This window comes from Sphingomonas sp. PEI4 (assembly GCF_056679955.1).
The window spans coordinates 3,592,501-3,614,951 of record NZ_CM155258.1; the positions used below are offsets into that span (position 1 = coordinate 3,592,501).

General features: G+C 61.8%; 18 protein-coding genes, 1 tRNA gene, 2 rRNA genes and 1 pseudogene (1 of these 22 running past the window's edge). 12 read left to right on the top strand and 10 right to left on the bottom strand.

Annotation, left to right across the window (positions count from 1 at the left end):
• The 5 genes from AC1MLZ_RS16630 to AC1MLZ_RS16650 all read left to right on the top strand — a co-directional run.
• Window positions 1-1,288, top strand: a 23S ribosomal RNA gene (locus AC1MLZ_RS16630) (it extends 1,509 nt beyond the left edge of the window).
• Between the two features lie 220 nt (window positions 1,289-1,508).
• Window positions 1,509-1,623: ribosomal RNA gene (gene rrf, locus AC1MLZ_RS16635) — 5S ribosomal RNA — on the top strand.
• Window positions 1,624-1,745: 122 nt separating this feature from the next.
• A tRNA-Met gene (locus AC1MLZ_RS16640) sits at window positions 1,746-1,822 on the top strand.
• A 184-nt stretch (window positions 1,823-2,006) separates the two neighbouring features.
• Complete coding sequence (locus AC1MLZ_RS16645; protein WP_480959442.1) at window positions 2,007-2,237, top strand: Arm DNA-binding domain-containing protein; 231 nt, start codon at window positions 2,007-2,009, stop codon at window positions 2,235-2,237.
• Window positions 2,238-2,299: 62 nt separating this feature from the next.
• The gene (locus AC1MLZ_RS16650) at window positions 2,300-2,536 is read left to right on the top strand and encodes a hypothetical protein (protein ID WP_480959443.1); all 237 of its coding nucleotides are present in this window, start codon (window positions 2,300-2,302) and stop codon (window positions 2,534-2,536) included.
• A 57-nt stretch (window positions 2,537-2,593) separates the two neighbouring features.
• On the opposite strand, the gene AC1MLZ_RS16655 is transcribed toward AC1MLZ_RS16650, so the two are convergent.
• Together AC1MLZ_RS16655 and AC1MLZ_RS16660 are read right to left on the bottom strand one after the other, a co-directional pair.
• Entirely contained in the window at window positions 2,594-4,231 is a 1,638-nt protein-coding gene (locus AC1MLZ_RS16655; protein ID WP_480959444.1) for an MFS transporter, read from the bottom strand.
• A 90-nt stretch (window positions 4,232-4,321) separates the two neighbouring features.
• Window positions 4,322-4,837 (bottom strand): host attachment family protein, encoded by a 516-nt coding sequence (locus AC1MLZ_RS16660; protein ID WP_480959445.1) that lies wholly within the window; start codon window positions 4,835-4,837, stop codon window positions 4,322-4,324.
• A 411-nt stretch (window positions 4,838-5,248) separates the two neighbouring features.
• Between AC1MLZ_RS16660 and AC1MLZ_RS16665 the strand changes: the two genes are divergently transcribed.
• Entirely contained in the window at window positions 5,249-6,622 is a 1,374-nt protein-coding gene (locus AC1MLZ_RS16665) for a sugar porter family MFS transporter (protein WP_480961593.1), read from the top strand.
• 199 nt (window positions 6,623-6,821) lie between these two features.
• Here the strand turns inward: AC1MLZ_RS16665 and AC1MLZ_RS16670 are convergent, their stop codons facing one another.
• Window positions 6,822-9,014, bottom strand: a complete 2,193-nt coding sequence (locus AC1MLZ_RS16670; RefSeq protein WP_480959446.1) for a family 1 glycosylhydrolase — start codon at window positions 9,012-9,014, stop codon at window positions 6,822-6,824.
• Window positions 9,015-9,058: 44 nt separating this feature from the next.
• Window positions 9,059-9,736 carry a hypothetical protein gene (locus AC1MLZ_RS16675; protein ID WP_480959447.1) on the bottom strand — a complete coding sequence of 226 codons (678 nt, stop codon included), beginning with the start codon at window positions 9,734-9,736 and terminating at the stop codon, window positions 9,059-9,061.
• 194 nt (window positions 9,737-9,930) lie between these two features.
• On the opposite strand from AC1MLZ_RS16675, the gene AC1MLZ_RS16680 reads away from it, so the two are divergent.
• From AC1MLZ_RS16680 to AC1MLZ_RS16690, 3 genes are read left to right on the top strand one after another with little or no spacing between them, the layout of a single operon-like run.
• Entirely contained in the window at window positions 9,931-12,204 is a 2,274-nt protein-coding gene (locus AC1MLZ_RS16680) for a hypothetical protein (RefSeq protein ID WP_480959448.1), read from the top strand.
• Window positions 12,185-12,865 carry a hypothetical protein gene (locus AC1MLZ_RS16685; protein WP_480959449.1) on the top strand — a complete coding sequence of 227 codons (681 nt, stop codon included), beginning with the start codon at window positions 12,185-12,187 and terminating at the stop codon, window positions 12,863-12,865. Before AC1MLZ_RS16680 ends, AC1MLZ_RS16685 begins: the two co-directional genes overlap by 20 nt.
• Window positions 12,862-13,314, top strand: a complete 453-nt coding sequence (locus AC1MLZ_RS16690) for a GNAT family N-acetyltransferase (protein ID WP_480959450.1) — start codon at window positions 12,862-12,864, stop codon at window positions 13,312-13,314. The genes AC1MLZ_RS16685 and AC1MLZ_RS16690 overlap by 4 nt, the downstream gene beginning before the upstream one ends.
• A gap of 246 nt (window positions 13,315-13,560) precedes the next feature.
• Here AC1MLZ_RS16690 and AC1MLZ_RS16695 read toward each other — a convergent pair whose 3' ends face one another.
• Entirely contained in the window at window positions 13,561-13,797 is a 237-nt protein-coding gene (locus AC1MLZ_RS16695) for a hypothetical protein (RefSeq protein ID WP_480959451.1), read from the bottom strand.
• Window positions 13,798-14,081: 284 nt separating this feature from the next.
• Here AC1MLZ_RS16695 and AC1MLZ_RS16700 point away from each other — a divergent pair, with 284 nt between their 5' ends.
• Complete coding sequence (locus tag AC1MLZ_RS16700; RefSeq protein ID WP_480959452.1) at window positions 14,082-15,461, top strand: erythromycin esterase family protein; 1,380 nt, start codon at window positions 14,082-14,084, stop codon at window positions 15,459-15,461.
• Between the two features lie 209 nt (window positions 15,462-15,670).
• Here the strand turns inward: AC1MLZ_RS16700 and AC1MLZ_RS16705 are convergent, their stop codons facing one another.
• From AC1MLZ_RS16705 to AC1MLZ_RS16720, 4 genes and pseudogenes are all read right to left on the bottom strand, one after another.
• On the bottom strand, window positions 15,671-15,835 hold the full coding sequence (locus AC1MLZ_RS16705) for a hypothetical protein (protein WP_480961613.1): 165 nt from the start codon (window positions 15,833-15,835) through the stop codon (window positions 15,671-15,673).
• 80 nt (window positions 15,836-15,915) lie between these two features.
• Window positions 15,916-16,074 (bottom strand): annotated as a pseudogene (locus AC1MLZ_RS16710) (RNA 2'-phosphotransferase); the annotation flags it as partial.
• Window position 16,075: 1 nt separating this feature from the next.
• Window positions 16,076-16,708, bottom strand: a complete 633-nt coding sequence (locus tag AC1MLZ_RS16715; RefSeq protein WP_480959453.1) for an SGNH/GDSL hydrolase family protein — start codon at window positions 16,706-16,708, stop codon at window positions 16,076-16,078.
• A 48-nt stretch (window positions 16,709-16,756) separates the two neighbouring features.
• Entirely contained in the window at window positions 16,757-16,948 is a 192-nt protein-coding gene (locus AC1MLZ_RS16720; RefSeq protein WP_480959454.1) for a hypothetical protein, read from the bottom strand.
• A gap of 125 nt (window positions 16,949-17,073) precedes the next feature.
• On the opposite strand from AC1MLZ_RS16720, the gene AC1MLZ_RS16725 reads away from it, so the two are divergent.
• Together AC1MLZ_RS16725 and AC1MLZ_RS16730 are read left to right on the top strand one after the other, a co-directional pair.
• A complete protein-coding gene (locus tag AC1MLZ_RS16725; RefSeq protein WP_480959455.1) occupies window positions 17,074-17,991 on the top strand; it encodes a phosphopantetheine-binding protein in 918 nt (305 codons plus the stop codon).
• A 578-nt stretch (window positions 17,992-18,569) separates the two neighbouring features.
• The gene (locus AC1MLZ_RS16730; RefSeq protein WP_480961594.1) at window positions 18,570-19,631 is read left to right on the top strand and encodes a sensor domain-containing diguanylate cyclase; all 1,062 of its coding nucleotides are present in this window, start codon (window positions 18,570-18,572) and stop codon (window positions 19,629-19,631) included.
• Window positions 19,632-19,932: 301 nt separating this feature from the next.
• Here the strand turns inward: AC1MLZ_RS16730 and AC1MLZ_RS16735 are convergent, their stop codons facing one another.
• A complete protein-coding gene (locus AC1MLZ_RS16735) occupies window positions 19,933-22,392 on the bottom strand; it encodes a TonB-dependent receptor (protein WP_480959456.1) in 2,460 nt (819 codons plus the stop codon).
• Window positions 22,393-22,451: the final 59 nt, after the last annotated feature.

The window sequence follows — 22,451 nt, forward strand, 5'->3', positions numbered from 1 at the left end:
CCAGGAAATAGCCCCACCGTATAGACCGTACCCGAAACCGACACAGGTGGTCAGGTAGAGTATACCAAGGCGCTTGAGAGAAGTGTCCTGAAGGAACTCGGCAAATTGCCTCCGTACCTTCGGAAGAAGGAGGCCCTCACTATGCGCAAGCACTTTGAGGGGGCACAGGCCAGGGGGTAGCGACTGTTTAGCAAAAACACAGGGCTCTGCTAAGTCGGCTTCAAGACGACGTATAGGGCCTGACGCCTGCCCGGTGCCTGAAGGTTAAGTGGAGGGGTGCAAGCTCTGAAATGAAGCCCAGGTAAACGGCGGCCGTAACTATAACGGTCCTAAGGTAGCGAAATTCCTTGTCGGGTAAGTTCCGACCTGCACGAATGGCGTAACGACTTCCCCACTGTCTCCAGGACATGCTCAGCGAAATTGAATTCTCCGTGAAGATGCGGAGTACCCGCGGTTAGACGGAAAGACCCCGTGCACCTTTACTGCAGCTTCAGAGTGGCATTAGGAAGAAACTGTGTAGCATAGGTGGGAGGCTTTGAAGCATCGGCGCCAGCTGATGTGGAGCCATAGGTGAAATACCACCCTGTTTGTTTCTGATGTCTAACCTCGTTCCGTAAGCCGGAACAGGGACCCTCTGTGGCGGGTAGTTTGACTGGGGCGGTCGCCTCCTAAAGAGTAACGGAGGCGCGCAATGGTGGGCTCAGGACGGTCGGAAACCGTCTGTTAGAGTGCAATGGCATAAGCCCGCCTGACTGCGAGACTGACAAGTCGAGCAGAGACGAAAGTCGGTCATAGTGATCCGGTGGTCCCTCGTGGAAGGGCCATCGCTCAACGGATAAAAGGTACGCCGGGGATAACAGGCTGATAACCCCCAAGAGCTCATATCGACGGGGTTGTTTGGCACCTCGATGTCGGCTCATCACATCCTGGGGCTGGAGCAGGTCCCAAGGGTTTGGCTGTTCGCCAATTAAAGTGGTACGTGAGCTGGGTTCAGAACGTCGCGAGACAGTTTGGTCCCTATCTGCCGTGGGCGTCGAAATTTGAGAGGAGTTGACCCTAGTACGAGAGGACCGGGTTGAACATACCTCTGGTGTACCAGTCGTTCCGCCAGGAGCGCAGCTGGGTAGCTATGTATGGACGGGATAACCGCTGAAAGCATCTAAGCGGGAAGCCTCCCTCGAGATAAGATTTCATAGAGCCGTCGGAGACCACGACGTTGATAGATCGGATGTAGAAGTGCGGTAACGCATGGAGCTAACCGATACTAATTGCTCTATTCGCGCTTGAGAGTCTCACACCATCAATGACAACACTGGGCAACCAGCTAGCCAGATGCGTGCGGATGATAACCAAGTCGAACGCCAGATTGCCAATCCCCTCGCCGTCGAGGGATTGGTCCAAATACCACTACACCATGCACGGTACCGATTTTAAACCCTCAGCCACGCTGCAAAGCAAAGCTGAGGGACCCAGATATGACACGCACGCATGTCGCACCGGCTCCATTGCCTGGTGGCTATAGCGTCGGTGTCCCACCCGATCCCATTCCGAACTCGGCCGTGAAACCCGACTGCGCCAATGGTACTATCGCTCAAGCGATGGAAGAGTAGGTCGTCGCCAGGCATTGAAGCCCGTGCGACATGCAGCACACATATCCAAAACCCATTCACAACGTCCCATACATCCAACGTTCCCTTGCGGAACACTCGGGTCCCATCGAAGTATCACTTCGATGGGTGCCCTGTCGCGGGGTGGAGCAGCCCGGTAGCTCGTCAGGCTCATAACCTGAAGGTCACAGGTTCAAATCCTGTCCCCGCAACCATTCCCCAACATACCACAACCGCCCAGAACATCCTGAGGCGGCTTTTTTGTGCCTTTTTACGTAAGTTGCGCCGTCTCAGAGCCGTCGTGAGCGCGCCAGAGAATGTCGCTGAGTGCCAGGACGTCGATTTGCTTTTGAGGGTATTCCTGGGGGTATGATGCCGAACTCGGCAGGAGATACCCCTATGGCTCTGAAAGACCGCGAAGCTCGCTACGCCGCCAAGCGCGGCAAGGACTACAAGCTCGCCGACGGGGAGGGGCTCTACCTTCTTGTCCGGCCCAACGGCTCGAAGCTCTGGCGTTTCAAATACCGCTTTGCCGGCAAAGAGAAATTGCTGTCGTTCGGGCAGTACCCAGCCGTCGCGCTTGCCGATGCGCGACTGCGCCGCGCCGAAGCTAAAGTCGTGCTAGGTTAAGCAACGGAACCACGGCTATTCTACGTGGTTCCGGAGTGCACAGCCCAAGCTAAGGAGCCGAGATGCCGCAGCCCAGCGACGATGCCGAAAGCATGGACACGCAGTCCCCGGCGGATACTGATCCCGACGGCCAGCACGTGATGAGCGAAGCGCCGGTCGGCGGGTATCAGCACGTCCGCCCGGCAGGGCCCGACGCCATGCGTGATCCGCCTCTCCGGCCCTGGACCAGGGAGGATGAGGCCTCCGACGAGTCCTTCCCCGCCAGTGACCCGCCATCCTATTATCCGCCTGGGGTCTGACCCATGCTCGTCCTGGTGCCGACCGTGTGCCGGTCGGATCGACCCGGTCGTGACCACCTACTCGTTGAGCTTTTGGATGAAGGCGTCGAACTGATCATCGACAGCCGGTTCGAAAGCCGCGTCTAGCAGGCGGCCGACAGCAACCGCCCCCACGTCAGGCCGGTTCGCGTTGCTGCCACGTTCGAATAGGGACTCGAGCAGAAACCGAGTGCCCTCCCGCGACTTGATGAGGGCGTCTGCTGGAAACGCGAGCGCCTGACGCACGCCGACGACGGACGATGCGTTGCGCAAATTGTCTCGCGCAGTCTCGACGATATGGGTGATCACCTCGCGGCTTCCGACGGAGCCTGGCTCGGCAACGACCGACAGGCGGTGCAGCGAATAAAGGCCGAGCACAGCCGAGAGGAAGAAGAAGAACTCCCAATGGTCGACGCTGACGCCAAACAACTCGGCGGTGCCGCTAGGGCTGCTCCAGTTGATCAAAACCAGGAGCTGCCGGCGGGCAAAGAAGTCCGACAGCCAGCCACCAAGAATGGGCGCAGCGCCGGCTGCCGCCGCGCTGACCAGCGCGTTCGTCGCCATAAAGCTGGTGGCGCCGCCGGAAGGGCTCAGCTTGATGACGATATTCCCGGCAGCGAGGCCGACCCCCGCCTGGGCAGCGCCCATCACGATGTGCAACACGATGAGATAAGTCGAGCGTCCCGTTCCTCCTCCAAATTCTCCTGCGAAGGCCATAGCTGCGATGCAGATAAGATAGAGCGGAGATGCCACGGTGAGGACCGACTTGTTGGCAAACCGATCGGAAAGCCGCCCCCAACTGCGCACGACCGCAGCATTGGCGAGCTGGCTCAGCACCGTCAGCACGAGCACAAAGCCGAGCGAAAAGCCGAGTTCTCGTACGAAATAGACCGTGAAGAATGGCGTTGCGAGGTTCACGGCGAATTGCCAGCTTGCGGCATAGCGAACGACTGAGCGGAAGTTCTTGTCGCGCAAGGGCTGAAGCAGAAGGCGAACAAGCGATGAGCGGCCCCGGGCCGGTTCCATGGTTGGTTCCGGCACGCGCGCAAGCGCCGCGGTACTCAACAAGCCGCACAGGAAACCCGCACCATAGAGCGCAACATAGGCGCTGTCTCCTCCCGCTCCTGGTCCTGCACGGTCGAGAGCGAACGCAGCGATCAGCGTCGCTACTGCACCGATTACCGTTGCGTAGAGATTGCGACGCGCGAAAAAGGCGCCGAGTTGGTCCTCCGGCAGCAGATCGCGCATCCAGCTGTTCCAGCTGCATGTGCCGACGGCGTTCAAGCCATAATGAACCAAGGCCGCGAATATAAGGACCGCCACCGCGAGATCATGATCGGGAATAAGAGGCACGATCGCATAGACCGGAAGGGAAAGGCGCGCTCCAAAGACGCAGGCTACGGAGATCAGCCGACGTTGGCGTACGCGTTCGACTAGCGCGACGGCCGGAGCCTGGAGCATCTGGGTGAGAAGTGGGATGGCCGCGAGCAAGCCGATCTGCACGTTGTTCGCGCCGATGTGAAGAGCGAGCGCAAGCAGCACGACGCCGCTATTCAGGGCACCGATCGCGGTTGCGAAAGCGGCGTCCACCAGCAGGTAGCGCAGGCCACGGTCGCGTTCTTCGGCGGATACCATCTGCTGTGAGCCGAAAGCGATCCCCGACAGTGCAGAAAGCATCGGCTAGGCTCCTGGCGGGGCTAATCGTCGCAGCTATAGAATTCAGGCGCGTGATTGCCATGCCGTAAGCAGGGTAAGGTACATGGCGGCTCAGGCGTCGGTGAGAGCCTTCTCGATTTCGGGCACTGGGCGGCCGGTAAGGTCCTTCGCCAATTCGCCACGCAACCGGCTGCTCACTTCCTTGTGATAATGCTTGCGCAACTCGCCAAGCGTTCTTGGCGGTGCGACGACGACCAGTGAGTCGAATTCGTTGGCCAGCGCCCGACGCTTGAGCATGTCCGCAATCTCGGCGGCAAAGCGGTCCTCCTCCTGCTGGTGGTAATCCGCCTCGCCCATGGAACCCCGCGACGGAGCGAACTGCGCCCCACCTCCGCGACCCATGTTCTGGTTGGAACCGCCCTGTGCTACCGCAGGGGCCGAAGCGCCGCTCTGCGTCGACGACGCACGGCCAGCAGCATCGCGCTTCAGATCGCGGTCGGCCGGATCCGCATGCTCCTCGGCGAGTTCGACCTGTAGGTTGAGCGCGGCGGCATCGCCTTCGTTGCGAAAGAACAGCATCTTACGCCCGTCTGCGACCAGCACGAACGTGTTGTGCGGGATCTGCATGGTCCATCGTCCTTGTTGTCGTAGGTGCATAAGGTAACGCAGCGATCATCGTCCGGTTTCAGTCTTTCGCCGAAATTCAGAGGGCTTGTTTCGGATCGACGATGGGCTGAGCAGCTTCCAATACACAGCAGACCTACGGGCAGCCGGATACAAGGCAACAGGACGTGGAGTTCACGCATCGCGAGCCGGATTTTCTCGAAAATGTTCCGTTTCGCGTGAGGCGTCATTCACATGGATCAGACGATCACGCGAAAACGTGCCCGAGTAACACGGACACTCTTGCACACAGCATGCGTTTTGACTGGCGGAGCTTCCGATGAATGAAAAGATGCCCTTACGGCAGCCCATGAACGAGCGGATATCCAAGCAAGGCCGAGAATGATGACGACGAGCGAGGCGCCGACTGCCGCCATGCAGCCGAGCACGTATATGAAGGTGGTCGCTGCGGTCGCTGCGATCGCCGGCGGGCTGTACGGTTACGATACCGGCATCATCTCGGGCGCGCTGCCGCAGATCGCCGCGGACTTCGAACTGACGCATCGTGGGCAGGAGCTGGTCACTGCCTCGATCCTTGCTGGCGCGGTGGTGGGCGCGCTCAGTTGCACGCGACTGTCGGCGAGCCTGGGGCGGCGGCTTACGATCATGATCGTGGCCCTCATCTACTGCGTCGGTGTTATGTCGGCGGCGCTCGCGCCGAACGCCTGGGCGCTGGGCGCCGCGCGCCTCGTCCTCGGATTTGCGGTCGGCGGCTCCACCCAGATCGTTCCGACATACATTGCCGAACTTGCTCCTCCCGGTCAGCGCGGAAGTCTGGTCACCTTCTTCAATGTGTCGATCGGGGTCGGCATCCTGCTCGCAGCGATCGTCGGCGTGGCGGGACACGAGCTGTTCACCTGGCGGTGGATGTTCGGCGTGGCGGTCGTGCCGTCCGCGTTCCTCTTGCTCGCGATGGTGTGGATGCCGCGCAGTCCTCGTTGGCTGATCGAGAAGAACCATCCCAAAAGGGCAGCTCAGGAATTGGACAAGGTTCGCGAGACACCCCAGGAAGTGCGCGCTGAAGTAGCGGACATCCAGGAGGTCGTGGAGGAGATGAACGCGCAGCCGGTAACAGGCTGGCCCGCTATGAAAGAGCCCTGGGTTCGACCGGCGCTGGTCGCCGGGCTAGGCGTCGCTGCGTTCACGCAGCTGAGCGGCATCGAAATGATGATCTACTACACGCCAACTTTTTTGAAGGATGCAGGTTTTGGGGCCCGCGCCGCGCTCTGGTCGGCACTGGGCGTAGCTCTGGCCTACCTTGTCATGACCATCGCCGGAAAGATGGTGGTTGACCGGGTCGGGCGGCGCACGCTCTCGCTGTACATGATACCGGGCGCGATCGTCGCGCTGGTGGTTCTCGGCGGCGTGCTGCAGTTCACCGAAGCCGGCACGGCGCGGCCCTGGTGGGTCGTGGGCTGCCTGATCGTGTTCATGATCTTCAACGCCGGCGGCATCCAGGTCGTCGGGTGGCTTACCGGATCGGAGATCTACCCGCTCGCCATTCGGGATCAGGCGATCGGAGCGCACGCCGCGATGCTGTGGGGCTCGAACCTGCTGCTCACGGGCACGGCCTTGTCCGTCACCTCGGCCTTGGGGGTCGGCGGCGCGATGTGGCTTTACGCGGGCTTCAACGCGCTCGGGTGGCTTTTCATCTATCGCCTGGTTCCAGAGACCGGCGGCAAGAGCCTGGAAGAGATCGAGCGCGCGCTGAAAGATGGCCGGTTTCTGCCGGGCAAGGATCGCACCTAGGCGCTACGCGCGGTTGCGGGTGAAGCCTTGCTGAGATTTGAGCTGACCTGGTTGAGGGCAGGGACGTGGACCTACGTTCTACCGCCCGTACTCGGGATGTCGTTCATGGTCACTGTCGTTCGTAACGTGGGTCATTGCCGGGACATCCGAGCGAGTCTCTAGCCGTTCAAGGCGCTCGCGCTACCCGCGCGCCTGCCCGTCATTCAGCGGCCTCAAGGTAGCTTTCCATGTTTTCCGAGGGGCGGCGCCGCTCCGTTGCATTTCGCGCGAGGCGGCGCTCTACGACGAAGCGTTCCAAAACAGTCTCGGTCGGCGGCAGGTGGGAAAAGGCCGTGCCGGGCTCATCCAAAATGGTCAACTCACCCCCTGTTTCGGCACCGGCCACCCGGTCGTACCCGGCGGTCTCGGCGAGAGCGCGCGCGAACTCGGCATGTGTCCAGCGCTCGGCCGGAATGAAGCGCATGCGCCCCGTGGCACCGTCCAGCAGCAGGTCGAGCACGCCGTCGATCAGCGAAGGACCGTACACGCCTTTCCAGACCCGGCCCGGTATGATCGCAATCGAGCGATCCGCATCGAGCGCATCCAGCAAGCGTCCGGGAAACGCGGTGTCGTCATGCGCAGTGAATACCGGGCCGTGCTCGACGGCTAGGAGGCAGCGGGCAGTCGAGTAGTCGGCAATTTGGTCTTCGGTCGTGAAGTAAGCTCCGTTGATGCCCGCGGCCTCGCAGAACCGGCCGAGACCGGCGTCTCCGCCCGGTCCTTGCACGCGCGCATCGAGCACCGCCCACGGCCGGACCGGCAGCGATGCGGACGTGACATCCCTCGCCAGCATGTAGTGCAGTCCGCGCGCTTCACAGGCGTCGACCGCAAGCCTGGTCAGGACTCCATCATCCCCGACGATCAGCAAGGCTTCGGCCCTTGCCTCGTAATCGTCCGAACTCACCGCAAAGCCGCCCTGATCCTCCCGGCGCTCCCGCCACCAGCCAGGTACATCCAGCCCCGGTCCAGACGGCTGAATTCCCGCCGCGAGGTCCTTCAACACCCTCGACATCAGCGTCGGCTGGGGCGTGCCGCCGCGCACGTCGAACACGCCCGGCTCGTAATGACCGATGAAGCGGGTCACCATACGGTTCCAGTCATAGGCACCCAGCAGCGACCATGCGGTCACCGCCCGCAGATCGACACCGCGGCTACGCAGGCGCTCCGCTTCGCGCCACGCATCTATGAACCACCGCGCTTGCTCTTCGCGCGTCGAGCCGAGATGGCATTCGGTGATCGCGATCGGAATGCGGTACCGCTCCCACGCCTGCTGGACGAGACCAGCCAGGCCGATCACCGCGTCGGGCAGGTTGCGCACCGCATCGACGTCGACATGCACCACGCCGTCGGACTCGCCAAGAGCGCGGTCGGCCAAAGCGCGACCGCCGTGGCGTTCGATCTGGTGGTCGAGCAGCCGTTCGCTTGATAGGTAATGGTTTACGCCGATGATGTCGGGCGGGCACGGATCGTCCGCGATGGTGCGCAGCCGGTTCTCCAACCCGCAGGCGACGAGCCGTTCCCACAGTGCGTGCCCCGGCATGACAGCGCCGCAAAGCAGGTCCCAGCCCATCCAGCGTCGCTCGTTCTGGAAATCGGCGACATGCTGCAACGGCGGTGATGCGTGGCAGAAACCAAGATCGTCGGTCTGCACGAGACGGGCCGCGGGATTGACCTCGCGGATCGCCCGCATTGCCAGCCGTGTTGCATCCGTTTCGTTGAGCAGTGCCACCCAGAAGGCGGTCTCGTCCCGCACGTGAGGATACCAGAAGCCATACAGTGCGCTGAACCGTGCGGTGGTCAGCGGTTCGTTCACGGGCGTATAGTCGTTTACCCAGGGATACCGCGCGGCGACCGCTGCCGCGTGACGCGCGAGCCCAGGGGCGAAACTCTCGTCGAGCAGCGATGTATAATGTGGACCGCTGCCGTGGTGGCACAGCGTCAGGATCGGCTGCATCCCGAGCCGCCGGATCTCCGGCAGGCGCTCGTCGGTCCAGCGGAAGTCGCGCCGCTCGGGATGGTCGGGCGAGATGCGCTCCCACAACGCGGGATAGCGCAGCTTGCGGATCCCCAGGTCCGCGAACAGCGCCAGATCCTCGATGCGGTGCTCGTGACCGCTGCGTGGCGTCTGATCGAACCAGCGATCCCCCACCCGATTTACGGTGCATTCATGGCCGCCCCACAGTTCCATCGCAGTCGGTGTTTGCTGTGGCGCTACGGGCGCTGGTGCTACATTCACGTTTCGGTCCGTCAGCAGTTTCATGCGACCAACGGCGCGGAATGCGCAAAGGTTCTCGAAAATATCCTTACGGCAACGTAGGTTTACACCTTTTTGCCTTGGTCTGGTTGCTGACAAACCGGATCACGGCGACGTTCAGTCCTCTACTCCCGGCAGCAGGTCTACGCGGATCGAGCCTCCAACTCCGAGGCTGCCCAAACACTCGCCGCCGCCGCCCGGTTCTCGAGCGGGAAGGGGATGGCACGCCGGAATTCGTCGTTGAACACACCGTCAACCCGAATACTAAACGACAACCCCCCGCTCGCATCGGCGCCGTGGAACTGGTTCACCGTATCGAACCACGCGGCGTGCCCGGCGACATAGGCCCGCGCGCCCGTTTCAGGGTCGAGCATGTAGAACGGCTTGCTGAGGTTCGTGCGGAACCAGATGAACTCGTGGCATAGTTCGGTGCTGTCATGGTCCTTGTGCGCGGACACGGCGCGACCGTTCGCGTCGTACATGATGAGCATCCGGCCGGTGGCGGCAAAGGGCAGGGTCGCGATGAAATCCATCAGCGGCGCGAACTCTGCCGCCTCGGGAGATGGCTCCCACACGTCGGTGCGATCGAGGTCGTAATAGTTCTCGGGCTCGCGTGACTGGGCAAGCTCGATCATGCGCGATCCGGGTCGGTCGGGCGCGTCGGCTTCGAGCAGGAACGGGCCCGTGTAGAACTGCCGGTCCTTCGCCGCGGCAAGCCGGCAGCGCAGTCGTTCGGTTATGAAATCGTCGAGCGCCTTGAGTCGTTCGACGTCGATGAAGGGATCGATGTTCTTGTAGCTGGGGTAGCGGGCGCTGATCATTCCAGGAGCATAAAGAGGATAATGCCGGGGAGCCATAGGGATGAACCTTCTATTTATTTTCCGTAACTTAACCCCCGTTAAAGCGACTATTTTTAATTCTTTAAATAAGCGGCGGTCTCTTCGTGCCACTAGGCGGCAACTCGCACCATGATTTCTATGCTGCAGCGCAGCCCGTATTTGCTTTTGGAAGTTCAATGAAAATTTATGTGAGCGGGCTCTACGCTGGCGGTAATCCCCAGCCCGGCGTGGGCATCGTCCGATCCCTACGACAGGGCTATCCGGACGCCACCATCGTCGGGGTCGAGTATTCGAACCGAGTGTCCGGCATCCATTATGAGGAGTTGGACGAGCTTTGGATTCAGCGTCCCTGGGGTGAGCTAGACCTCGACGCCTATGGCGAGAAGGTGCGTGACGCGCTGGATGCAGGGGGCCTGTGGATATCGGGCAGCGACCTCGAGGCGATGTGGCTGGCGAGCGTGTTCCCGCATGGCCACCCCAATCTGCTCGCGCCGCCGATGTCCGGGATCAAGCGCATTACCAAGCCGGTGGTCGAGGCCGCGTCCGGCCTGCCGATCAAGATCCCGACCTATCTGTCGACCGAACATAGCGACTGGGATCTCCACGCCTTTTGTCGTGAGCATAATTGGCGCGTCTGGCTGAAGGGCCCGTATTACGATGCTTCGCGCACGCCGACCTGGGACAGCTTTACCGCCGTCCGTAATGCGTTGAGCAAAGTGTGGTCGACCGAGAAGCTGTTCCTGCAGGCGCACGTCAGCGGCTATGAGGAGTCGGTCATGCTGTCCGCCTATCAGGGCGAACTGCTCGGCGCAGTCAGCATGCGCAAGCGCGACATCACGCCGGAGGGCAAGACCTGGGCCGGCGACGTGTCCGAAGTGCCGCCTTCGTTCATGGAGCCGCTGCGGCAGATGGTGCGCGACACCAACTGGACTGGCGGCGGCGAGTTGGAGATGGTGCGCGACGCGTCCGACCAACTCTGGCTGATCGAGATGAACCCGCGTTTTCCGGCCTGGGTCCACGGCGCGACGATCGCCGGGCACAATCTTCCCGCGCTGCTGGTACAGGCCGCGAGCGGAGTCGCCGCGCGGCCTGCGTTGGCGGAATCGTCCGAGTTCACGCGTGTCGTGCTCGAAGTGCCGGTGCGGCCGGACTATCCGCTGCCGCCGCTGCCCGAACCGTTCGCCGGTGCGGTCGGCCATTCGATGAAGCATCCGTCGGGGCTGACCGCGCTCGCCGCACGGCTGCACAAGATCGATCCCGACATGCTCGACGTGGCGATGGACAAGGACGGCGCGGCACCGCCGAGTGGCGTGGCCGAGCTGCCCGAAACCTTCATCGCCGACATCGCGGCGCAGGATTTCGACGCGATGCAGACGCCGCAATATATCTATATGGATACGACCGCGGCCAGCCTGTTCAAGCGTGCCGCCGACCGCGCGCATCGCCTGAGCACCAACGGCGTCGAAGTCATCAGCGGCTATTCGATCAAGACCAACCCCGACAAGCGCCTGATCAAGCTGGCGCTCGAAAACGGCTTTTATGCCGAGGCGATCAGCCTGGGCGAAGTGCAATCTGCGCTCGAGGTCGGCTTTCGTCCCGATCAGGTGATCCTCAACGGCCCCGGCAAATGGTGGCCCGAGGGACTGATGCCGCGCGAGCAGATGCACGCGGTGTTCTGCGACAGCATCGCCGATCTCGACCGCGTCGTTGCCGCCGTCGAAGCGGGGACGATGTCGGCCAGGCACATCGGCATCCGCATCCGCACGCCCAACATCACGTCGCGCTTCGGCATCCCGCTCGACAGCCCAACGACGTTCGCCAAGCTGATCGCGGCAGTGAAACGCCTGCCGACCGACAGCAAGTTCGGCGTGCACTTCCACATGGCGAGCAGCCACGTCGGCGTCGCGCAATGGTGGCATCTGTTCGAATCGATGCTGCGCTGGTGCCGTTCGATCGAAAAGCTCAGCGGACGCACGATCGAGATGCTCGACATGGGCGGCGGCTGGTATCCCGACGACTGGCATGCGGACGAAACCTCCAAGATCGCCGACGCGGTCGAGTTGGTCCGCGCGATGCTGCCCGGCGTGCGCCAGATCGCGTCCGAGCCCGGCAAGGCAATGGCGCAGCCGTCGATGGCGCTGGCGATGCGCATCCTCGAAATCCAGGAACATGAGGAGGGTCATGTCGAAGCGGTGGTGGATGCCTCGATCGCCGAGATTCCGATGCACTTCTGGCAGCCGCATCGCATGGTCCGGAAATGCGATGACACCGGCGAGTTGCAGCCGATCGGCCGCGGCAAGACCCATCTGATGGGGCGTCTGTGCATGGAGCACGACATCATCGCGTCCAATGTCCAACTTCCCGAAGGGACCCGCGCCGGCGACCTTCTGATTTTCTGTGATGCCGGCGGTTATGACAGGAGCATGTCCTATGTATTTGGTCGAGGATAAGGCGAAGGGCGCAGTCCGCACGTCGGACGACAATGATGGCGCCGGCTTCATGCTCGCCACCCCGGTCGCTTCACCGGGTGGCAAGTGGGAGACCTTCCCCAACAGCCACATCTCGCACCACGGTGCGGCGTGCTGCGACATCGCGCACGAGTGGCTGATCGCGTACGACTTCGCGCAACTCAACGGCGGCGACGTCCTGTCGGGCCCACGCTGGATGCGGGAGCATTCGACCTGGGGCCCGACCGCGTGGCCAATCCACTGGTGCGAGGCGGTCGATGCCAAGGTCGTCGACTGCGGCGTTCATGCCGCGATCGCGCAGGAGGCCTTCGTCGCGCGCGGCGTGCGCGCATTTCGGGCCCAGTTCATCCAGCGCTACAGCACCGATGCCGCCGCGTCGTGGCGCGAGAATTGGAGCAAGGAAAACGTGTCCGACCATTGGATCGACGGCGACGCCATCTACCATGAGGGCAACGCCGTGCTCGTCGGCGACGATACCGTAAAGCTGTGGGACGGTTCCGCCGGCTGGTGGATCAACCCGCGCGGCGACGCCGGCTATGGCAGTCTCGCGGCGGTCCGGATCGAAGCCAACCTCGACGGCTTCGCAGACGGGCTGCGTTGGGGCGAGCGCCGGATCAAGCTCAACCAATGGGTCGCGGTGTGACCGAGAAGGCCCGGCTCGTCGTTCCCGGCGAGCCGGGGGAGGCGGATCGCGCGGCGATCCTGGCCGGCTTGGCCGCGTTCAATCGCCGGCATGTCGACCCGGGCGCCACGGGTCCGCTCGCCTTCCTGTTGAAGGATGATGAGGGTGATACGATCGGCGGCCTGTGGGGGACTATCCTGTTCGGGTGGCTGCAGATCGAATTGCTGTTCCTGCCCGAAGACCGGCGTGGCAAGTCGTTGGGGTCTGCCATCATGCAACGGGCCGAAGCGCTTGCCATGGCACGTGGCTGCATCGGTGCATCGCTGGATACCTATAGTTTTCAGGCGCGCGAATTTTACGAGAAGCTCGGGTACCGCATCGTCGGCACGATCGCCGACTGTCCACCAGACGGCGCACGACATTTTCTGCAGAAGCGCTTTCACCCTGCAGATCCCCGGTCATGCAGGTGATACCCTAGCTGGCAAGGACTGCGCCGCGCAGATTTGGTACAACGCGTGACCTGCTCTTCGTTTCAGGCCGCTGATACCTTAGCGTCGCTGTCTGAATGCCCTTTTTTAACGACAATCCGTTTTACCGGGCCATCCGAGAGGAAGAAGGCAGACAGGGCCAAGCGTCGAGTGCGTAATGCCGGGCATGGTCACTAGTGTGGACGGATCATGTTCTTTCCAGGGGCGGGAACTCGACTTGAAGGTCGTTCAACGCGCGTAGTTCCGCAATGACAGGGAAAGCGCGTCGACAAATGAGACCGATGCGAGCCGTTCCCCGATCGTCAGCGTCGCGTTGAATAGTGCCGTAAGGGAGGCTTGTATCATCAGCGTCTGGACATACCGCAACATCATCAGGTGCAAGGTACGGCTGGCGCCAATCGCCTCCGCAAGGGCACCTGCCGCGATCCGGTAACCGTCGCCGGTTCCGGACGATATCTGCGACATCGATGCGATCCTGCTCGATCGACTGGATTAAGGCGTAGCGACGCTTGCGCTGGCGAAACACTGTGAATTTCGCGGCTTTCGAATGAAGGTTTTCAAGCGCTTGGAGCCGAGCCCGCACCGGCGGCGACTGGCCACTAGATTGTTGCCGAATTGCTGCGAGCGGCGGTGAAGCATGGCGGTGACATCGGGCGCCCGGACCGCGTTGCCACCGCCTACCTATTGTAAGACCTACGTGAGCTGCTGGAACGATCGGTGCATCTACTCGTCTCAGCGACATGTCCTCCTTGGCAGATGCACTCAGGAAAGTCGGTCTGGCAGCAGCTTCGGTGCCGCTGGCGGTCTGTTCTTCGGGCGCGGCCCCGATCACGGGCGCACCGGAGGACGGGGCGCGAGCCGCACCCGCGATGACATCGGTTGATGCCGTCGTCGCGGCCGCTCGGCCGATCCGCGGTCTGCCTACGGACTATGATGCTTTGGTTGGCGACATAGGAGACGCGCGGTTCGTGCTCCTCGGCGAGGCCACCCACGGCACGCGCGAATTCTATCGCGAGCGCGCGCGGATCAGCATGCGACTGATCCGTGAACAGGACTTTCGCGCTGTCGTGATCGAGGGCGACTGGCCAGATGCTGATCGCCTCAATCGCTATGTCCGCGGCCTCGACGATGACCGATCGGCGCACGCTGCGTTGTCTGACTTCCGAGATTTCCCGCGGTGGATGTGGCGAAATGCCGAGTTCGCCGAGTTCGCTGGGGCGCTCCGTACGCACAATTCCTTGCTGCCGCCGGCACACCGGGTCGGCATCTACGGTATGGACGTGTACAATCTGTTTGGCGCAATCGACGCGGTGACCGGCTATCTCGCGACCCTGGATCGTGCCGCGGCAGACCGGGCTCGCTCGCACTATCGCTGCTTCGCGCGCTACCGGCCGGATCCGGCCAAATATGGCGAAGCCACGCGGCGGCCGGCGCGATCCTGCGAGCATCAAGCCGCGGCCGTGCTCAAGGAATTGCGTGAGCGCCTGCGGCCCAATGATCCCGTTGCCGCCGAAGCGCTCTTCTCTGCCGTCCGTAGCGCCGCTGCAGTTGTTGGTGCAGAGGAATATAATCGGGCGGCTTATGCAGGCGCCATGTCATGGAATGTGCGTGACCGCCACATGGCCGCCAATGTATCTGAGATTGCGGATCATACCGCAGCCTTGACTGGCGCACCGGCTAATGTCGTGATCTGGGCGCACAACAGCCATGTCGGCGATGCTCGCGCCACCGATATGCCGCTTCGTGGCGAACTCAACCTGGGGCAGCTGTTGCGCGAGCGCTTCAGCGATGAAGACGTCTACCTGCTCGGGTTTACGACGTATCAAGGTACCGTAATCGCGGCAGACCGGTGGGGCGGCCCGCACTATGTGCATAATCTGCGGCCAGCCTTACCGGAGAGTTATGCAGGCATGTTCCACAACGCGGGCCTAACCGACGCCCTCATCCTGCTTTCCCCAGCCTCCGCAGTAGCTCAGGCACTGGACCCACCCCGTTTAAAGCGGGAGATCGGCGTGATCTACGCGCGGGACAGTGAGTTGCAGAGCCATTACCTGCAGACGCGACTTGCCAGACAGTTTGACGCCGTGATCCACATCGACCGTACTCATGCATTGACCCCGCATCGCTAGAGCCGCTCGCGTGCACCCGCTGCCCGCGCGGCGGAGCTCGTATTGCATGTCACCCCGTTCAACTGGTGCCATTGTCATTCCCGATAGCTCCGAGGCAACATTCGATTAGCAGCCCCGCTACTGAGAGCATTACAACTCGGACCATGTTTGAATCTCCGCCCAGCGGCTTTCTACTCGAAGGTACGAAGAAGGAGGCGGTAGGTCGAGCGTCACGGTGCCGGCGACGCCCGACGGGTCCACAGCGCCAGCCCCGCAAAGCACAGCAGGCTTGCTCCGTGCAGCAAGTAGTGGATTGGCCGCCCGGCGTCGGAGAAGGCGAGCAGCGCCACGTCCCCAACAGGAATGAGGATCGTCGCTGCCAGCATGATCGCCAAAGCCCGGCGCTCTTGCTTCTGTCCGAGCTTAGCTCGAAACGCTGCTTGTCATTCGTCATCACCACAGACTGGAGCTTCTCGCAGGCCTCCTCGATTCCGGTCCGGCTCAGTGCGGCGAGCACCGCATCGACGTCCGTCCAGCCTTGCTCGTCGAGGACCAGCGAGCCGGCCGCGGGCCGGTGACGCAGCCAATAGGAGAGGGTCTTCGACAGCCTCACGTCATCCGCCGTGTCCGCCATGTCAGGTCCAGATCGATGAGCGCTCCCGCTCCCCCAGAGGAGAGCGGACCAAGTCGAAGACCGCTTTCGCGATCTTTTCGCCGCCCCGTGCGGACGGCTCGATCGGATTGGCGTAGTCCGCAGGTTCGTTGCAGATCAGGCGCAGATCGATCACGTGCAGTCTGCGCGCAAAGGCGACCCGCATGATGACGTCGTTGAACAGTGACAGCGCAGCGACAACCAGCCCGCGCTGCGGCTCGGGGTAGTTTGCGTCGTAGATGGTGCAAACGGCTGTCGGCGCCCCGAATGGCAGAACAGCGCTGACCATCTCCTCATAGGACTGCGCGAAAGCGGCCTGTGCCTTAGCAAGGCGGCCGACAACCTCCGCGACCGATCGTGCGCTTTCGTTGAGGATAGAGGCATGCCCGAGCGCGTCATTTCCTCCGACTGAGATAACGATGTGGCTCGTGTCTGTCGGTAGGCGGCTGAGCTGACGGTCTCGCACGTCCCTGGTGACGTGCCCATCCACGGCCACCAGGCTTACCCTCCAATCGCCGCCCAGACGGCCGCGTAGCTGCTCAGTGACATCCGGCGCCGGGGCGACATAGGCTTGGTTATCGAAGATCGAGTCCCCGAGGAGTGCGACATGTCTCATGTTTGGCTCCCGAGACAGTTTTCACGCCGGAGCACCGTTACCCAGAGGCTAGCCATGCCCATGCTCCAGGATGCGGAGGGTCTCGGCCGCGAGCTTCCTGAACTTGGACCGGACCTTCGGATCCACGCCCACCCATGATCCCTGCTCCGCGGCCCCTCGGCGTTCTTCCCACATCTCCTCCGCCAGCTCCTCGATGAAGCCGTCACGGTCATTGGTCATGCAGAAGCGGTGGCGGCTCATTTGCGACTACTCGGCCTGTCACCGCAGCAAACCTTTCAGATCAGCGCCATGCCGCTGTCGCCCAACGGGAAGATCGACCGTGGTGCGCTGCTGCACCCCAGCCTGATGTCGGCCCCCTCGCACCCTTGTCAGGTGGCGATCTCGACAACCTGGCGCCAACCGAAGAGGTGCTGGTTGCGATCTGGAACGAGTTGCTGCCGGTGGCCGTCACGTCGCGCAGCGACGACTTCTTCGACATGGGCGGCTATTCGCTGATGACGGTGCGTCTGCTCTGCCACATCGAGGAAAACTTCGGTGTCGATCTGACACTTCCCGACCTTCTCCAGCATTCGAGCCTGGCCGCGATGGCCGCGATCATCGACAATCATGACGACGAGGCGCGCGACGTCACGCTCTTCCCGTTGCAACCGCGCGGCGACGGGACGCCGCTGATCTGGCTCGATGCCGGTTCGTTGATGCGAGGCGTGCATCGCCAGGTCGATCATCGCTGCCCGGTCTACGGCCTCAACATGAGCGCGACAGACGAACAACGCCTGCTTGCCTCATCGTTCGACATGACCGCGCTGGCGGCAGTCATCGTCGGTCACATCGACCGACTTATGCCCTCCGGCCCGATCCTGCTGGGCGGCTGGTGTCGCTGGGGGATCGTGGCATGGGAAGTCGCGCAACAGCTGCGTCAGGCAGGCCGAGACATGCGACTGCTCGTGCTGCTTGATGCCGACCGGCCCGATCTGCATGCGCCGGTGCCGGTGCGACGGCGGCTGGCCCAGGTATTCAGGCGTAGCACGCCTGCGCATCAGTTGCCCTCGTTCGGCGATCATGTCCTGGCGCAATGCCAGAGCTATCGGCCATTGCCCTATGACGGCGAGGTGGCGTTGCTGCTAGCTGGCGAACGTCCCGCCGGCGTTCCGGCTGATGGCGGCTGGTCCGAACTTGTGCGTGGACCGCTCACCATCCTGCGATCCACCGGTGACCACGAGGCCATAATGCGCTTTCCGCACTCGAAAGCCTTGGCGGCCAATCTCAGCCGTGTTCTGCTGTAGCGAGGTCAATATAGATCGGCTCCCAAGAGAACCCCGCCAAAGTTCCGCCGAGGCATTGAAATGGAAGCGGAAGGCTTCGAGCTAGCTCAGCAACTTATCGTTTAGCCTAGCGGAGTCCCGAACCGGCGCTGACCCACACATCCGGCAGCGGTGGTCGTCCGCGTGGTTGGGGCGCTGGGCGATGGCGCATTGCGGACAGGTGTGTGCGAGCGCTGCTGACCGCCTCTGCGACCGCGCTCACCGTCCATCCCGTGGCAACGAGGTCGAGCGCAACAGCAGTTTATAAAGCACATGACGACGGCAGACGACGCTGCTTGCCCGCTGGCGATAAGCAACGTCATTTGGTCAAGAAAACAGCCCTTTGTTCATCGTTACTCTGAGTTATCCAAGCCACCGAATTCTCGCAAAATTACAACCGCATTGGTTTGTCTGGATGAATTTTATCCGCCACTTTTAAAGGATTTCGAAACGTGGATGCCTTATGGCCGTAGCTTATGGGCTCGGGCGAAACTCATCGACACCGGGACGGTGCCGATACGGGAAGTATCTTGCTTCATCTTCAAAACGCGATTCTGCGGATGGTTGCCAAAGGCGCTAGCCTCGAGTCTACGTGCAGCACGCTGTGTAGCGAAGTGGAGAGCATCCTTCCTGAAGTGATCTGTTCGGTCTTGACCGTGGATCCAGCAGGTCTACTTCATCCGCTAGCGGGGCCAAGCCTTCCAGATGAATATTCTCGGGCGCTAGACGGCGTCATGATCGGCCCACTGTCGGGCTCTTGCGGGACTGCTGCTTATCTAAAAACGGACGTCACTGTCATCGATATCAAGACGGACGATCGGTGGGCGGAATTCAAGCATCTCGCACTTCCGCACGGGCTTCGCGCATGTTGGTCGAGTCCGATATGCGGTGCGGAGGGGCGCGCGATCGCGACATTTGCTTTCTACTACCGAGATGTCCGGGGACCGACCGCCTTCGAACGGGAAGTGGTGGCCAACTGTGTTCACCTTACTCAGATTGCGATCGACCGACATGAGCGTGTCCTCGAACATCAACGGCGAGCGTTTACCGACGCGTTGACCGGGCACCCTAACCGGGCCGCCTATCATGCTGCCCTTGCCAAACTCGAAGGTGCCGCGGCCGGCAGTTGGGCGCTGTTCGTACTCGATCTCGATAATCTGAAGGTGGTGAACGATACGTTTGGCCATCATGCAGGCGACAGGCTTCTACAGGTCGCTAGCGACCGAATTGCCGCTGCCATACATCCGGGCCGTACGTTCCGGATTGGTGGCGACGAGTTTGCGATAATCATCCAGGCTGATGGTGGGCTGCGCGATCTTGAGGCGGCCGCAGGCCATATTCTGGATGCGCTTGCGCTATCTGCCGACTGTGGCGGTCAGATCGTGGTCCCCCGTGCTACTATCGGGGGAGCGGTTTACTCGCAGGATGATCCGACCGTGGAGCGCGTTCGCCAGAATGCAGACCTAGCGCTCTATCATGCCAAGGAAACGGGCCGGGGCGGGTTTGTACGATACGGGGCAGGGCTCCGTTCGAACATAACGCGGCGCATGGACGCGATTAGGGACCTGAGCGCTGCCTTACGAGAGGTGTGGATAGGCGCCGAAAACGTGACCCCGCTTTAAGCGAGGCAACGATCTGTAATCTTTTGGGATTATGGGTTATGAAAGGATCCCGATCGGCGCCGATCGGGACCCCTAGTTATGTAGATCTTTGACGCAGTTTCAAACGCTTGGCGAAACCTATTAGGGTTTCACTTTCGGCGCCGATCCACACTGCTGCCGGTCCGATGGGCATGAGGTTGAGCCACCTGAGCCTGCCGTTCGAAGTTCACCGGGCTGAGATAGCCCAGCTTGCCTTCCCTTCGCACTGAGAGCCGGAATACGAACTGTGTCGCGGCAAAGGCGTACCTTCGCCGCGACGTGGTTAGAAGCCCATGTTTAAGGTGGCCGAGAGGGCGCGTGGTGCTCCGATCTGGGCGTAAGTCAGCGAGTTGGTCGCGCTCGTCCCGCTAAACCCACCGACGTACAGCTTGTCGAACAGGTTGCTCACATTCAGCTGCAGATAGGTCTGGTCGTCGAGACCGAGTGGCTTGAGCGAGATACGGGCGTCGAGATTGACCAGCGTGTAGGCCGGTGCCTTCGCCCCATAGACCTGCACGCCCGAGATCACGACGGGCAGGTTCTGGTCGTTGACGTAGCGTTCGCCCGTCCGCTTGGCTTCGATGCCGACGCGAATCGGTCCGACATTGCCTTCGACACGACCGCCGAAGGTGTAGGTGGGCGCCCCCGCCTCACGTTTGCCGGCAGTGTAGTAGGTTGACGTAGCGGACGACTGAATGTCGTCGAGGATCTTCGACTTAAGATAGGATCCGAACCCGTAGAGGGTCACCGCGTCGACCGGCCGATAGCTCAGGCTTCCATCGACCCCGTATTTGTGGACGGTTCCGAGGTTGCGATAGATCGTCGTGGTGGTCTCCAGATCGTAGGACGAGGCCAGCCGGTCGTGGAAGACCGTATACCAGCCCGAGACCTGCGCCTGCACCCGACCGGCCTGATAGCGCAAGCCCGCGTCAAAATTGTCCGTCGTCTCGGGCTTGGCCCCCTCGGCACCGCTGGTGCCTTCGGCGTAATAGAAGCTGTTATAAAGATTGTCCGTGCCGGGAACCTGCATGCCCTTGGAGTAATTCCCGAAGACCGCCAGCGGTGCGGCAATCTGGTAGACCAGACCCGCACTGGGAAGGACGCGGTTATAATTGAATTTGCGCTCCTGTGGCCCCTGGTAATTCGGATTTGCCCCAGCGATGATTGCATCGGTAGCCGCATTCTGGCCGGAACAGACCAGCGCGCCGGTGCTGCTGGTCGTGAAGCAGTAGTTGTTCAGGTCGCGCGTGAAGAAGGGCGCGCGCACGCCGGCCGTCAGTGTCAGCTTGCTGTCGAAGAACCGACCGCGATACTCGCCGAAGGCCTGGTTCAGGATCGCCTTCGAAAAGCGATCCCGTTTCTGCAGCGCGGTGCCGGTCGAATCCAGCAACGGCTCTTCGCTTGGGAAAGGCGTCGCGGCAAAGCCGTAGGCGCCGATCGTGGTTAGCTCGCCGGTCTGCCTGTGCCGGCCATAATCCAAGCTGTACCCGACCCGAACCGTCTGCATTTCGTTGAAGTCATAGCGGAGCCCGAGGTTGAGCAGATAGCGATTGGTTTCGGTCGTGCTGGGTGCGCTAACCAGCACAGAGTCCGAGATGTCGCCATCGCCATTAAGATCGACGCCGCCAAAATAGGCCGTGCTGCCGATATAGCCGGCGACCGGATGACCACCGATCGTCGCGAAGCCCTCCGAGGCGGTCGCCGTCCCGCCGCCATTCGCCAAGGTGTAGGAATACGCCGCGTCCGCTGTCAGGATCAGCTTGTCCGCCAGCGTGAGTCGCGAATTCAGGCGGATATTGGCGGTTTTTGAAGGGTTGTAGCGATAATCGTACGCGCCCAGCCCGCACGCGACGCCGGCGCTGCTTACGCAATTAGACACGTCGTAGAACCGCTCGTCTCGCGTCTGCGGAAACCTATTGCCCGATCCCGTCCCGACACTCGCCCCGACCGTGCTGAGCGGCACCGAACCGAAGAAGTTGTTGATGTTACGATTATAATGGCCGGCGACCGAGATGAAGTCGCCCTTGCTGCCGATCGGCTGATAAATTTTTGCGTTGATCTGCGTCTTGTCGATCTTGCCGGCGTCGGTGAACACGACATCGTTGGTCGATTTGCTCGCGGAAATGAAGGCGCGTGTGCCGAACGGCGTGAAGACGCCCGTGTCCACTGCACCGAACACGCGGAAGAAGTCATAGTCGCCTACCGAACCTGCCATCCGTACGTGGAAGTCCTCGGACGGGTTGCGCGTTGTATAGTTGATCGTGGAGCCGGTCGCGGATGCGCTTGGGCTGTCGACGTCGGTCGACCCGAGGCTCACCATGACCTGACCTATCAGTTCGGGATCGAGCTGCTGGTTGGAGTAGATCGAGTAATTGCCGGTATCGTTGAGCGGAAAACCGTCCCACATCTCCGATACGCGGCTCGCATCGAAGCCGCGGATGCTCAGCGTGCCGCCTGACGATCCATAGGGATCGTTGTTCTGGAAGCTGACGCCGGGCAGCATGTTCAGCGTGTCGTTGATCGACTGGCCGGGTGTCTCATGCTGGATGAATTCAGCATCGAGCCCAACCTTGGCTTTTGATGTTGCCGGCAAGACAACGCCGCCGATCGCCGGATCCGCCTTTTCGCCAGTTACCACGATCTCCTCGAAATCCTTCGTACCGGTCGATTGCGCGAGCGCGGGAGACGCGATCAGGCACAAGGAGCAGCCGAACACGCCACGCGTCAGAAAAGATTTACTCACTTTGCAGATACCCCGAGCTGGTGACGACATGCGGTACGCCACTCGGGCGGATCATTTAG